The sequence below is a fragment of the Psychrobacter immobilis genome, assembly GCF_904846235.1.
Lineage (GTDB): Bacteria > Pseudomonadota > Gammaproteobacteria > Pseudomonadales > Moraxellaceae > Psychrobacter > Psychrobacter immobilis_C.
In genome coordinates this window covers 1-14,757 of the sequence record NZ_CAJGZN010000020.1, presented here as the reverse complement: position 1 = coordinate 14,757, position 14,757 = coordinate 1, and the positions used below count along the sequence as shown (strand labels likewise).

At 42.8% G+C, this 14,757-nt stretch carries 11 protein-coding genes; 4 read left to right on the top strand and 7 right to left on the bottom strand.

Annotation, left to right across the window (positions count from 1 at the left end):
• Window positions 1-27: 27 nt before the first annotated feature.
• The 3 genes from JMX07_RS11895 to JMX07_RS11885 form a co-directional block, all read right to left on the bottom strand.
• Window positions 28-552 carry a TPM domain-containing protein gene (locus JMX07_RS11895; protein ID WP_101204947.1) on the bottom strand — a complete coding sequence of 175 codons (525 nt, stop codon included), beginning with the start codon at window positions 550-552 and terminating at the stop codon, window positions 28-30.
• A gap of 71 nt (window positions 553-623) precedes the next feature.
• Window positions 624-1,808 (bottom strand): TPM domain-containing protein, encoded by a 1,185-nt coding sequence (locus tag JMX07_RS11890; protein WP_201608141.1) that lies wholly within the window; start codon window positions 1,806-1,808, stop codon window positions 624-626.
• Window positions 1,809-1,931: 123 nt separating this feature from the next.
• Window positions 1,932-2,564 carry a LemA family protein gene (locus tag JMX07_RS11885; RefSeq protein ID WP_057758539.1) on the bottom strand — a complete coding sequence of 211 codons (633 nt, stop codon included), beginning with the start codon at window positions 2,562-2,564 and terminating at the stop codon, window positions 1,932-1,934.
• A gap of 955 nt (window positions 2,565-3,519) precedes the next feature.
• Here JMX07_RS11885 and JMX07_RS11880 point away from each other — a divergent pair.
• On the top strand, window positions 3,520-5,067 hold the full coding sequence (locus JMX07_RS11880; RefSeq protein ID WP_101204950.1) for an alanine/glycine:cation symporter family protein: 1,548 nt from the start codon (window positions 3,520-3,522) through the stop codon (window positions 5,065-5,067).
• Between the two features lie 455 nt (window positions 5,068-5,522).
• Here the strand turns inward: JMX07_RS11880 and JMX07_RS11875 are convergent, their stop codons facing one another.
• Entirely contained in the window at window positions 5,523-6,128 is a 606-nt protein-coding gene (locus JMX07_RS11875; RefSeq protein WP_057758535.1) for a fasciclin domain-containing protein, read from the bottom strand.
• A 422-nt stretch (window positions 6,129-6,550) separates the two neighbouring features.
• The gene (locus tag JMX07_RS11870; RefSeq protein ID WP_201608140.1) at window positions 6,551-7,105 is read right to left on the bottom strand and encodes a fasciclin domain-containing protein; all 555 of its coding nucleotides are present in this window, start codon (window positions 7,103-7,105) and stop codon (window positions 6,551-6,553) included.
• A 572-nt stretch (window positions 7,106-7,677) separates the two neighbouring features.
• Between JMX07_RS11870 and metH the strand changes: the two genes are divergently transcribed.
• From metH to JMX07_RS11855, 3 genes are all read left to right on the top strand, one after another.
• Entirely contained in the window at window positions 7,678-11,481 is a 3,804-nt protein-coding gene (metH, locus tag JMX07_RS11865) for a methionine synthase (RefSeq protein WP_201608139.1), read from the top strand.
• 199 nt (window positions 11,482-11,680) lie between these two features.
• Window positions 11,681-12,610 carry a bile acid:sodium symporter family protein gene (locus tag JMX07_RS11860; protein WP_201608134.1) on the top strand — a complete coding sequence of 310 codons (930 nt, stop codon included), beginning with the start codon at window positions 11,681-11,683 and terminating at the stop codon, window positions 12,608-12,610.
• 562 nt (window positions 12,611-13,172) lie between these two features.
• Window positions 13,173-14,000 (top strand): lipoprotein, encoded by an 828-nt coding sequence (locus JMX07_RS11855; RefSeq protein WP_057758527.1) that lies wholly within the window; start codon window positions 13,173-13,175, stop codon window positions 13,998-14,000.
• A 247-nt stretch (window positions 14,001-14,247) separates the two neighbouring features.
• On the opposite strand, the gene JMX07_RS11850 is transcribed toward JMX07_RS11855, so the two are convergent.
• A complete protein-coding gene (locus tag JMX07_RS11850) occupies window positions 14,248-14,394 on the bottom strand; it encodes a DUF2256 domain-containing protein (RefSeq protein ID WP_134292748.1) in 147 nt (48 codons plus the stop codon).
• A 45-nt stretch (window positions 14,395-14,439) separates the two neighbouring features.
• Window positions 14,440-14,610 carry a DUF2256 domain-containing protein gene (locus JMX07_RS11845; protein WP_010196547.1) on the bottom strand — a complete coding sequence of 57 codons (171 nt, stop codon included), beginning with the start codon at window positions 14,608-14,610 and terminating at the stop codon, window positions 14,440-14,442.
• Window positions 14,611-14,757 lie beyond the last annotated feature (147 nt).

Sequence of the window (14,757 nt, the reverse complement as noted above, 5' to 3'; positions counted from 1 at the left end):
TCTTAATACAACCGTATAAGGCACAAATTACTTTAGAAATACCACTGTATCAGACAGCTCATTACCTTCTGGATCGTGCTCTAAATGATAGTATTGACGTAATACCTGCCCCACTTCGTCTAGCAGTTCAGCCAAGCTCTCTTCTGTCTTTTGAGTAGCAATACCAGATACCGCCTTTTCACACATTGCATTCCATACCGTTGGACTAACGTGAGCGCTGATACCTCGGTCTGCGACAATCTCTAGTTTACGCTCGCATACATTGACGTAGATTAAGACGCCCGTATTTTCTTCGGTATCCCAGACGCGATATTCGCTAAACAAATCAATCGCACGCTCACGGCAGTTCATGCGATAGGCTTCTTGGATAGGCAGATGATTTTCTACGATTAAAAACACCTCACCACGATGCCCACGCTCGGCTCGTGTCACAGCATCTGTTAGGCGTGCCTTGGATTCTGTTGTCAGCCACTTACTATGTAATAAAGGGACGAACAAAACTTGACGCCACCAGCGGGCAAAACTGGGGTTTGAAGCGTTGTCTTCTACCATTATATTATTTCCTCAAGTACGTCGTTTTCGATGGTTATGTAGAGTTTATTTTGTTCGCGTGTGTGGAATACTTACCACGAGCCACCTGCGCCGCCGCCGCCGAAACCACCGCCGCCACCGCCAAAGCCGCCTCCTCCGAAACCACCACCGCCAAAGCCGCCTCCACTACCGCCGCCCATACCGGGCAAGAAAATCATGCCGCCTCTGCGCCCACCTTTACCGCCGCCGCCTTTTCCACCGCCACCGCCGCGTGAGATCAAAAACATCCAGATGAATATTGCCATAATCAGCGTCATAAAGAAGCCGCCGCCTAAGGCCATCGAACCTGCAAAAAACCCGCCAGCGGTAATAATAGAACCAAATACTCGGCCCAATATATTCGTAATAAAGCTACCAAAAATCATCGCCATGATAAATAAGAAAATAGGTGATGGCAGCTCGTCTGAGCTTTGCTGGGCAGTACGTTCTGCAGCTTGTGCATCAGCACGGGCTAAGACTTCAGGGTCAGCAGTTAAGCGCGTTTTGAGCGATTCAACGCCAGCGATTATCCCTGCACCATAGTTATTTTGCTTAAATAACGGCGTGATATCTTCTCGAATGACGCGGTTAACCGCTGCATCTGGTAAGACGCCTTCTAGTCCATAACCCGTTAGGATATACATATCACGGTCATTGACAGCGACCACAATTAGCAGACCGTCATCGATAGCTTCATCACCCAGTTCCCACTTCTCAGCAACTTGCAAGGCATAATCAAATATTGGTACGCCATTGGTAGTTGGTACGATAACCACCGCTGCTTGTGCTAATCCCTGCTGATAAATACTTCTAAGCTGAGCCTCTAGACGTAGCTTCTCTTGAGGATTTAAGATATTGGCTTGATCAACGACTGGTTCATTGAGTATCAACTTGTCAGCGTCAATACCCTCGGCACTGGAGCGTACAGGTGGCTGAGCGGTTGTTTGAGCATTGGTTGTATCATTTGCTGTGCTTTGGTTATCTGCGTTTTGATTGATAGCGTCGTTGCCGAGCACTACCCCATTGATGGCATCATTATTTAATACAGCATCATTGATTGCTTCGTTAGACTCTCCTGCTTTAGCAACGGCCACCAACTCTTCAACACTACGGTTTTGCAGATCCGAGGTGCTATCTGTCGCCACCGCTGTATCATTGGGTGCAGCGTGCAATACAGGCACGCTGACGACACCTAACGTAAACAGTAATGCTGATAAGATTGCTTTTGAATTATTCATCTAATCTATACCACCTCAGATAACATCTTTACCAATTGATAGACTCTAACTAATCATCATCGAACCATTAGCTAAATGAACAGAGCTGCCTATGCTGCTCTGTCGTCACATTAATTCTAAATTTTATTCAGCAGACTTTTCTGTAGAGTCGCCAAAATCAACACTTGGTGCGGTTGAAATCGCCTCTTCATTGGCCACACTAAAGTTGGGCTTAGTGTCCATACCAAATACTTTAGCAGTGATGTTAGTTGGGAACTGACGTACCGTTGTATTGTATCCCTGCACTTCTTGGATATAACGGTTACGAGCCACAGCAATACGGTTCTCAGTACCTTCTAACTGTGCCTGCAAATCTTGAAACAGAGCATCTGATTTTAGATCAGGATAACGCTCAGACACTGCCATCAAACGTGACAATGCCCCTGTCATCTGCTCTTGCGCTGCTGCATAACGCTCCATCGCTTCTGGATCATTGAGTACTTCTGGCGTTACCGTGATACCGCCCGCACGTGAGCGAGCTTCTGCCACTTGGGTGAAGACCTCTTGCTCTTGCTCGGCATATTGCTGTACGACTTTGACTAAGTTTGGCACCAAATCAGAACGGCGCTGATACTGGTTAACCACTTCTGACCATGAAGCAGTGACCTGCTCATCTTGTGCTTGCAGGTTGTTATAGCCACAGCCACTTAGACCAACCGTAGAAGTTGTCAATAAAGCGGCTAGCAACATCGGCTTCATAATAGATTTACGCGTCATTGTTGATTCTCCTAATAATGATAAATAACAAATATCCAGTACCACGTTTTTAATATTTTTAAGTTTTCTTGGTATTCATACGGCAGTCATGCACTCTATATATTGTATATCTCGCATCACTCTATCAGCATGATATCAAAAGAAGTTGTCCTAATGATGGCGTTATATACGGCTTTTTACAATTGACCGTTACCAAAACACAACCGCATAGCGTCAACGATAACGCGTTTTTATCATGATAGATATAGAGCAAAAATTTAGCAGTCTAGAGGAATTAGACAAAATGTTATGAGAGTACAAACAATTATTTATAAATAATCCAAATCTTGCTAATGTATCAGCCAAATAAAATACGAATATATCTACCGTCTATAAAGAAATTTCTAGTAATTAGTACAAAAATATGGCAAATTGCAGTTACGTAGCCGTACGGTTTGAATACATTTGGTAGTGGACTTATAGTTTGATTAGTATTAGCGAGTTGTTAATTTCTTAATAAAAACATCAATTAACTGTCAAATTATCGCTTAATACTGTTAATTCGCCATACCAGTCATGTATTTATTCAAGACAGCTCATAGTAAGTTGAATGCCATCATGGTGATGGATATTTAATGATATAACCGCCTGTTTTATCCGCCGGTCAACTTATGACTCATCTGATGTATAACATGATGATAGAAGACCGCAGTAGTTGAGGTTGTAGAATAATAGTAAACGCAGCTGATATTTATATTGTCAGTGATAAGCGCTATGCAAATAGTCCGTATTACTGACGAGATACGCGGGTAAATACAGACAACTACAGTCCATTCTTGGTGGCCAAGCACATGAGACTTAGACAACAAATAAGTCGATGCAGAGACTTTAACTGCTTAACTTAAATAAGTAAGTTAACCAGTTAGTTTACTCCTAGCAAACAGTGCCACCTTGAGACAGTACTAGGAACATAAATATGGAAGGTTTAGTTAACTTAGTAAATGGAATTATTTGGAGCCCAGCGCTGATTTATCTCTGCTTGGGTGCCGGTCTGTTCTATTCCATTATGACGCGCTTTGTACAAGTACGTCTATTCGGTGAGATGATCAAACTCCTATTCACTGGTAAATCTAGTGCACAGGGTATCTCATCATTTCAGGCACTTGCCGTCTCACTCGCCGGTCGTGTGGGTATGGGTAACATCGCTGGGGTAGCTGCTGCTATCGGCTTCGGTGGCCCAGGTGCCGTTTTCTGGATGTGGATCGTAGCCTTCCTAGGCGCATCTACAGCCTATGTCGAATCTACTCTTGCTCAGATTTACAAAGAAAAAGATGTGGTAACTGGCGAATATCGCGGTGGCCCAGCTTATTACTTTGAACGTGCCCTTGGTCAAAAGTGGTACGGTATCCTCTTCGCAATCGCTTCTATTTTATCATGTGGTATGTTCTTACCTGGTGTACAGGCGAACGGTGTTATCAGTGCATTTGCACAGGTAATGGGCGAAGGTACGATCATGAACGTTGCAGGCCTAGAAGTTGGCTCTATGCGTTTGGTCGGCTTGGCTATCATTTTAGTCGTGCTAGGTATCATCATCTTTGGTGGTATTAAGCGTATTGCAACCTTTACTGAGTTTGCAGTACCTTTCATGGCATTAGGTTATATTGCCCTAGCGCTGATCATCATGTTCAGCAACTTCAGCTTGATTCCAGATGTGTTTGGTATGATCGTTGGTGATGCATTCACTGCACAAGCAGGTTTTGGTGCTGCTATCGGTTGGGGTGTGAAACGTGGTATCTACTCCAACGAAGCTGGTCAGGGTACAGGTCCTCACGCTGCTGCTGCTGCTGAAGTTGAGCATCCATCACAGCAGGGTTTAGTTCAGGCATTCTCAGTATATGTTGATACATTACTAGTATGTTCTGCTACTGCATTCATGATCTTGTCTACTGGTATGTATAACATTCAAGGTACGCTACCAGATGGTCAGTTCATCGTACAGAACGTCGCCGCTGCTACTGAAATCAATGCTCCTGCTTTCACGCAAATGGCAATGGAATCTGTATACGGTACGTTTGGTAATGTCTTTATCGCAATCGCTGTATTCTTCTTTGCCTTTACAACAATTCTGGCTTACTACTACATCGCTGAAGTAAACGTGGCTTACTTGACTCGCTTCCTCGGTCGTAGTGCGAACAGAACTGGTCTATTCCTAGTGAAAGTGCTTATCATGGCGATGGTTGCTTATGGTGGTCTAAACTCAGCTGGTTATATCTGGGCAATCGGTGATATCGGTGTTGGTCTTATGGCTTGGCTTAACATTGTTGGTATTCTTGTCATCTTCATCGTGGCTCGTCCAACCCTTACTATGCTTAAAGACTATGAGGCTCAGCGTAAAGCTGGCGTCACTCGCTATAGTTTTGATCCTGCTAAATTCGGTATCAAAAATGCACCGTATTGGGAAGAGCGTCATCTAGCACAACAAAAAAGCATGAACGCTGACCCATTACGTAAAGATAAAGTGTAAGCCTATTTAATAAGGTTGCTATTTGATCTTATTGAACAAACAAAAAGCCCGAGACCATGTTCTCGGGCTTTTTTGTTTGGATAGTTTTCTACACTGCTACAGAATAGCTTACCGAAATATTAAAAACCATATTCATACGAGCTGATTTAATACCTTAAAATTACCCTTTTATCTCTTAAAGTTAAGCTGTATTCGAAACAACGTATGACAGTTACGTTATCTTTTGCCTGTCTTCTTTACAGAGCTCGCTTTAGCATTTTATAACCTTATTTTTATTAGGTAGCCGTACCCGTATAGTTAACCCATAGCTTATCTCCTCGCTTAAACTTCTGTTCCTTAACTTCCCTATTCTTAATTTTCGCGTTCTTAATTCATAGACATAAAAAAGCCTAGCACGATGGCTAGGCTTTCTTTAATTAACTTGTAGATTCAAAACCTACAAACTAAGAAATAGCTTATTCAGGCATTAATACTGCATCGATAGTGTGTACCACACCATTGGTTGCCATGATATCTGTACCAGTGATATTTGCTGTGTTACCAGTAGCATCAGTAATTACGTTGTCTTCACTGATAGTAATGGTTTTACCGTTCGCTGTTTCGATCTCAGTACCGTATGGGATATCAGCCGCTTTAACTTCCATTGCTAGTACATGGTAAGGAAGAACCGTTTTTAGCAAGTCCGTATTGGCCAATAACTCTTCTTTAGTCACGCCTAATTTTTCTAGTACTGGCGCAAACGCATCATCAGTTGGGGCAAATACAGTATGCTTAGTTTCTTCCATTAGCATAGTATCAAGACCAGCAGCCTGTAGCGCAGCGGTTAGGATAGTTAGGTTTTCGTTCTCTGCTGCAATTTCAGCGATAGTTTGAGTCGCTTCCATGTCCATTTCGGCCATTGGCTCAGCTTCAACAGCTTCTGTCTCAGCAACTGGCTCAACTGCCATTTCTTCAGTAGCTTCTGGTTCAGTTGGTTCTGCAACAGTTTCAGTATCGTTACACGCTGCTAGTGACATGGCTGCGGTTACAACTGCGATAGATAACAAGTTCTTCTTTAACATAGGTAATTCCTTTTTGGATAAATAATTGATTAAGGGATTTATTTAAATTAATAATTTTCGATAAATATAATAGCGACTGACAACCAATAGATGTACCAATTACTTAGTCATACTATTTAATCCGTTATATTGATAGTTCTCAGTCTAACTGTTTAATTTTCAAATGGTATTTACTTAGGTAGCAACACTGTATCAATCACGTATATAGCATTGTTTGCTTGTATATCAGTTATTGCGACGTTTAAGAAAAAGTGGTGGTAATTAACTACTTTTAGATGTCTGTTTTAAAATTTTAATCTGAACAGAAACTTATATAGATAAAACCCTAAAGTCTAAAACAGCCATTGTCTGATAGTGAAATCATCACAAACAATGGCTGCTTAGTCTTATAATAAATACAGTGGGTATGCCTCAGTTAATATTTATTTAGGCAACAATACTCTATCGATTACATGAACGACGCCATTGTTGGCAGCGATATCAGTCTTCACGATATTCGTTGTGCGACCATTTTCATCCATCAATTTGCCTTCTTTAGTTACCATCAACGTGTCTTTGCTTGCGGTCATGACGTTACCAGGCTTTACGTCTTTGGCATACATAGCCATATCGCCAGCGACTACGTGATAACCCAATACTTTGGTTAATAATGGCTTATTGGCAAATAACTGTGCTTTGGTCATACCTGTTTCTTGCAATGCTTGCATAAAGGCGGCATTGGTCGGTGCAAATACCGTATAGTGGGCGTTAGGATCAGACAACATATCGACTAGACCTGCTGCTTGTACCGCTTCTACCAACACTGAAAAATCAGGATTGCTTTGCGCAATTTGTACAACATTCATCTTAGCCATACTCTGACTATGCATTGGTGCTTTCATATCGCCTGTCTTCGCTGGCATCATATTATTACAAGCACTTAGACCTGCAATTGAGATAGCCAATGTACCGATGGTGGCAATTTTAGTAATTTTCATAACATTTTCCTTAATGATTTGAATTTCTTTAACGTTGGTATGGTTTCAACTATGATATTACTGTCTTACAGATCATCCTGCCTGCTAATGCCATTTGCTCACCGTATTGCACTGCTAATACCGATACTTTTGATACAAGTTACTGCTAATAAATGAGCCTGTATTTATAAGTAGGACTTACTAAGACTTTGTATTTCTGAAATTAAATTAACATGTAAGCAACCTTTATCAACCTGCCTTTGCGCAATTTTTTGTGGTATGGGTGTAAATTCTGTCTGACTTCTGAGCGTTTCCGTTGGCTTTCATTTGCAAAAGAAAAGCTTTATGTAAGCCCTTAGCGAAATGATATTCATTTGTGCGTATCTGCTTTATGAAATAGACTCTAGTACCTTACTTTGTTACTTAGCTCTCCTCTTATTTATCTATTGCCAAAGAGGAATATGCAGTGTCCATATGTAGCAAACTTTTCATGCTAAAATAATGCAAATTTGCGGTCCTCTTCGTGAGACTCTGCACGCTACTGGTTTGTTATTCCTTCTTTTTTTAATAATTACGATATAAGCAGCACACCTATGATTCCAACGACGACCTCACCAACCGATTCTCATACCGATACCGCCTCTAGTTACTCATCCGCTAATGACTTTATATTAACGCCGCCTGCTGTATTTCCGTTTAAAGAGCAGCAACTAACCGCTCGTGCCCGTATTACTGAGCAGATAGCTTCACGCATTTTGATGTTAGACGGTGCGATGGGTACGCAGATTCAGACTTATAAACTAGAAGAAGCGGATTATCGTGGTGAGCGTTTTGCTGATATCGACCAAGATGTACGCGGCAATAATGACCTGCTGGTACTGACTCAGCCGCACATGATTAAAGACATTCATCACGATCATCTGCTAGCGGGCGCTGATATCATCGAGACCAATACCTTTAACGGTACGCGTCTGTCGATGGCTGACTATGACATGCAGTATCTAGTGCCAGAACTAAATAGGACAGCGGCCAAGATTGCTCGAGAAGCGGCGGATGAATTTACCGCAAAAACGCCTGAGAAACCGCGCTTCGTTGCGGGCGTCGTGGGCCCGACGTCACGTACGTGTTCGCTATCGCCTGATGTCAATGATCCTGCATTTCGTAATATTACCTTTGATGAGTTGGTACTCAACTACCGTGAAGCGACCTTATGCCTAATAGAGGGCGGCGTCGATATCATCTTGATTGAGACGATCTTTGATACGCTCAATGCCAAAGCGGCGATATTTGCAATCACTGGTGTATTCGATGATATTGGCTTTGAGTTGCCAATCATGATTTCAGGTACGATTACCGACGCGTCAGGTCGCACGCTATCAGGTCAAACGGCTGAAGCGTTTTATAACTCTATCCGCCATGCCAAGCCATTATCTGTTGGCTTTAACTGTGCGCTAGGTGCTGATGCGCTGCGTCCACATATTCAGACATTGTCAAACATCGCTGATACCTTTGTCTCTGCGCATCCAAACGCTGGTCTACCCAATGAGTTTGGTGAGTATGATGAAACCGCTGAAGAAACCGCTGCCCTACTCGAAGGTTTTGCCAAAGCAGGTATCCTAAATATCGTGGGCGGCTGCTGTGGTACGACGCCTGAGCATATCCGTCAAATTGCTAAAGTCGTGGCGAACTATCCACCGCGTGTTATTCCTGAGATAGCCCCTGCCTGCCGACTATCAGGTCTAGAGCCATTTACCATCAATTCTGATAGCTTGTTCGTCAATGTTGGTGAGCGTACCAACGTCACAGGCTCTAAAAAATTCCTACGCTTGATTAAAACCGAAGCCTATACTGAAGCACTCGATGTCGCGCGTGATCAGGTCGAGGGCGGCGCGCAAATCGTCGATATCAATATGGACGAAGGCATGCTCGACTCCAAGCAGGCGATGATTCATTTCGTCAACTTAGTTTCAGGTGAGCCAGATATCAGTCGCGTCCCGCTGATGATTGACTCGTCTAAATGGGACATCATCGAAGAAGGCCTCAAACGCACGCAGGGTAAATCTGTCGTCAACTCCATCTCCCTAAAAGAAGGTCATGCTGAGTTCGTTGAGCGTGCCAAATTATGTATGCGCTATGGTGCTGCGATTATCGTTATGGCATTCGATGAAGACGGACAGGCTGACACTTACGAGCGCAAGATTGAGATATCTAAGCGTAGTTATGATGTATTGGTCAACGAAGTGGGCTTCCCTAGCGAGGACATTATCTTTGACCCAAATATCTTTGCCGTTGCCACGGGTATCACCGAGCACAACAACTACGGCGCGGACTTTATCAATGCCACGCGCTGGATTACGGAGAACCTACCGAACGCGATGGTCTCGGGTGGTGTGTCCAACGTCTCGTTTAGTTTCCGTGGTAACCCAATCCGTGAAGCGATCAACTCTGTGTTCCTATTTCACGCGATCAAAAACGGCCTGACCATGGGTATCGTCAACCCAGCCATGCTTGAGCTGTACGATGATATTCCAAAAGAAGCCCGTGACGCTATCGAAGACGTCATGCTCAATCGCAATCAAGGTGAAACTGGTCAAGATGCGACTGAGCGCCTGATGACGGTCGCTGAAAACTACCAAGATGGCGGTAAGAAAAAAGACAGTACCGTCGATATGAGCTGGCGCGAAGGTACGGTAGAAGAACGTATCGCCCACGCACTGGTCAAAGGCGTGACCACCTTTATCGAAGCGGATACCAAAGAAGCGTGGGAGAAGTATCCTAAACCGCTAGAAGTCATTGAAGGGCCACTGATGGACGGTATGAATATCGTCGGTGACCTATTCGGTGCGGGTAAAATGTTCCTACCGCAAGTCGTAAAATCTGCCCGTGTAATGAAGCAATCGGTCGCATGGCTAAACCCGTATATCGAAGCGGAAAAAATCGAAGGCGAAGTCAAAGGTAAAATCCTAATGGCAACCGTCAAAGGCGACGTCCATGATATCGGTAAAAATATCGTCGGTGTGGTACTCGGCTGTAACGGCTATGATATCGTCGATTTGGGCGTCATGGTGCCATGTGAAAAAATCCTCGATACTGCCATCGCAGAAAAAGTTGATATCATCGGTCTGTCTGGTCTGATTACCCCAAGTCTCGATGAGATGGTCTATGTCGCCAAGCAAATGCAAGAGCGCGGCATGACACTACCATTGATGATCGGCGGTGCAACGACGTCGAAAGCGCATACTGCCGTCAAGGTCGAGCCGCAATATCAAAACGATGGCGTCATCTATGTATCGGATGCTTCGCGCTCAGTCGGTGTGGTGACCAAATTACTATCAAAAGAACACCGTCAAGCGCTCATCGATGAGACACGCGAAGAGTATGTCAAAGTGCGTGAGCGTCTGGCTAAGCGTCAACCAAAAGCTGCCAAAGTCACCTATGCTGAATCGGTCAAGATTGGCTTTCAGTATGATTGGGAAACCTATGTGCCACCAGTGCCAAATAAACTAGGACAAGTGATATTGGATGACTATCCAATCGCGAATCTGCTGCCTTATATTGACTGGACACCATTCTTCATCTCTTGGGGTCTGACCGGTAAATACCCGAAAATATTGCAAGATGATGTGGTTGGTGAAGCGGCTCGCGATTTGTTTGAAAATGCAGAAGAGCTACTACAAAAGATGATTGATGAAAAATCAATCGTAGCGAAAGGTGTGTTTAAACTGATGCCAGCGCGCCGTACTGGCGCAGATACCGTCACTGTATATGACAATGACCCACAAAATGGTGGTAAACCGACCTACCAGTTTGAGCACTTACGTCAGCAAAGCGACAAGGCAAGCGGCAAGCCTAACTTTAGCTTGGCAGACTTTATCTCACCATCAGACACCCACACTGATCACTTGGGCGGCTTTACTGTTTCTATCGTCGGTACAGAAGCACTGGCTGAGCAATACAAAGCAGCAGGCGATGACTATAATGCCATTATGGTACAGGCGCTGTCTGACCGCTTAGCTGAAGCATTTGCCGAACATTTACATGAGCTAATACGTAAAGAGTACTGGGGCTACCAACCGACCGAATCACTCACCAATGATGAGATGATTAAAGAAAAATACGTCGGTATCCGCCCTGCACCTGGCTACCCTGCCTGTCCTGAGCATACCGAAAAAGGTAAATTGTTTGACTGGCTCGGTACGGTAGATGCAATTGGTACAACGCTAACCGAAAGCTATGCGATGTGGCCTGCGTCATCGGTCAGCGGATTCTATTACTCGCATCCTGACAGTGAATACTTCAACGTCGGAAAAATCAGTCGTGATCAGTTAGAGAGTTATGCTGAGCGTAAAGGCTGGGATATGAAAACAGCTGAGAAGTGGTTAAATCCAAATTTATAGTCGATTGGCTAATAAAGTTATAGAAACCTGATAGTTATTTTTTGGCTTACTTATTTAATATGGGTAAGCCATTTTTTATGGCACTCTATTTTGCCTACCATCAGCAAACTTATCGCTACGTTGATAGCAAAATACTTTTATCATTTACTGACAAGAACCATGCTAGATTATTGTCTACTTTATTATTTTGAGACAGGCTATGAATCAGATTGCATTACTTTCTAGTTGGATTGGCAAAACTTTTGCAATTTGGGCATTGGTCAGTGCTGTTTTGGGATTTATTTTTCCTGAATTTTTTGCCTCGTTGGCTTTTTTAATCGTTCCCATACTTGGCATCATTATGTTTGGCATGGGCATGACGCTTAAGACGGAAGATTTCCTAGAAATTGTCAAACGACCAAAGCCTGTACTGGTAGGGCTATTAGCACAGTTCACGCTCATGCCTTTGATCGCTTACCTATTAACGGTCATCTTCAACCTTGATCCTTTAATCGCAGTCGGTGTTATCTTGGTAGGTTGTTGCCCGGGTGGTACTTCTAGTAATGTGATTACGTTCTTAGCCAAAGGTGATGTGGCATTGAGTGTGGCGATTACCTCTATCTCTACCCTGCTTGCGCCTTTTCTGACCCCGATTCTATTAAATGTGTTTGCTGGTCAGCTGATCGACATCGACCTAGCCAGTATGATGATGACCATTACGAAAATCGTTATCTTGCCCATATTACTGGGTGTTATCTTTCATAAGTTTCTGGGTAAAAAGATCGAGTTCGTCACCGAGGTATTACCGATGGTGTCGGTATTGGGTATCTCTATTATTATAGCGGCAGTGGTGGCAGTATCTAAAGCGACTATCTTAGACAGTGGTGCAATCGTCTTTATCGTGGTTGCCTTACATAATATGATGGGTTATACCTTAGGATATGTAATCGCTCGTTTGTCCGGCTTTACGGAGAAACAACGCCGCGCCATTATGGTAGAGGTAGGCATGCAAAACTCTGGTCTGGGCGCTGCCCTTGCGGCAACTTATTTCAATCCTGTCGCGGCCTTACCTAGTGCGATATTTAGTGTCTGGCATAACTTTAGTGGCGCGTTGGTTGCGAATATTTTTGCTAAAAGAGATGGTAATTAACCAGCGGTAAATTCAGTCGTTATCAATTAGATAATTTATACTGAGTGTGAAAATTAGAATATAAAAACTGCTAAAAAATGGTTGAAACCCCATTTATAGTAACTAACTTTCTTACGTTTAAATCGATTTCAAAAAATATACGTAGCTATGATGTTTGAATATACCGTCTCCTTTATCTCTTTCATTCAGTAGAAATGCAGTCAATAAAGGAAACGGCGTTTAATTATATATCTACCAATTTTTTAAATAGATACTTTTATTGTTCACTATCTTCCAGTAACAGTATCTCGAAAAAGCTCTTCGAACCTTTAATACTTTGACCTTTTCGCTAATAAATTTACTTTTTACAGCTTCTTCTCGCTTTTACACTCTTTTTATTTCATAACCAACCTCTCCATTTTACTCATTTAGAAAATACTTTTTGGATTGGATTAACTGAAAAATGTTTGTTATATTCATAAATACTGATTTATATATTCTTTAATTAACATAATAAGGAGATGCAAGGCACTGACTTTCAGCTGAGTGAGATTTTATATTTTTAAATCAAGGAGAGATAAAAATGAAATCATTTAAACTAGCATTATTAGCCATGACAACAGCACTGATTTTACAGGGATGTGGTAGTGACTCTGATTCTGATGAATCACCGACGTCGCAACCTGATCAACCAGATGTTACACAACCTGATCAGCCCAATATTGATACTGAAATCGTCGGCATGTGGAGTAGCGACGATACCGCTAGTGGAGAGTTATCAACTATTATATTCATGGATGATGGGACTTATATACAGACCCAAGTCGATAGTAGCCAATCAACCAGTGAAGCTGGAAATGGTATGGAATTAGGCAGTTATAGCGTCAGTAGTACAGAAGGCAAACTAACCGCTACGCCTATCTTTGATAAAAACGGTACCTCTGGATTATCAGATTCTGTCATGCGTTATGCTCAGGTATCTAACGGTAAATTTATCCTGAAAGTAGATGAAAACGGAAATGGCATCATTGATAGTAACGAAAGCTATCGTTTCTCAGAAACTAAGTCTGAAAGTATTTTAGGACCTTGGGATTTCGATGATGCTGATGACAACGAGCTACTGGGCTTAGCATTCTTAGAAAACGGTACTTATATCTACTTGCAAGTTGACGAGGATAGGTCAGTCGATAATTCCGAAAATGGTATGGAATGGGGTAACTACACTGTTGATGCTGTTACTGGTCAATTAACTACTACTATAATTTATGATGGCAATGCGGGGACTGGATTATCAGAACCACGCACGCGTTACGCTCGAGTAACAGGTAATACTGCCCTTACTATTGAAGTGGACGATAACCAAGACGATGTCATAGACTATGAAGAGATGTTTAAATTCTCAAGACCCTAATCCAACAGTGTAATAGCCACTGATAGCCAATAAAAACGTTAGAGTTATTCTCTATTTTCTAGTGAGAATGACTTTAGTCTTTTTAGGCAAAAGTATTTATAAGTAAACGACCTATATCTCATCTTCTGTAAATTAGACGACGGTGTCGAATGGAAGAAGTACTTATGAAAGAACATTACTAATAATAAGCCATCAACTTAATAAAGCTTCAGCCAATCTATGATCGGCTGAAGCTTTATATTTTGGTCTATTCATCTTTTGCTTTCCCTCGCCGACACTTCTCAGAACAATAAATCACCTGCTCCCAGTCTTTCTCCCACTTTTTACGCCATGTAAATGGGCGCTGGCAGACGGGGCAGATTTTTTGCGGTAGGTTTACTTTTTTATGTGCCATCGTCTACTCCCTTATATCTATATAACCCTATTACATTACTAACGACTACTTGTCTTCTTTTTGATGATCCAGCCCTTCATATTTTTTTACCCGTCGGCATTGGTCGGAGCAATAGACCATGCTCTCCCAGTTTTTATCAAGCTTCTTAGTCCAACTAAACTCGCGCTCGCAGACAGGGCAGAGTTTTTTGCGGACGTTCTTTTTTTTGTGCGCCATAATTTTCTCATTGGTTTGTTTACTACATTAGTCACTGGTCACTGGTCACTGGTCACTGGTCACTGGTCACTGGTCACTGGTCACTGGTCACTGGTCACTGGTCACTGGTCACTGGTCACTGGTCACTGGTCACTGGTCACTGGTCAC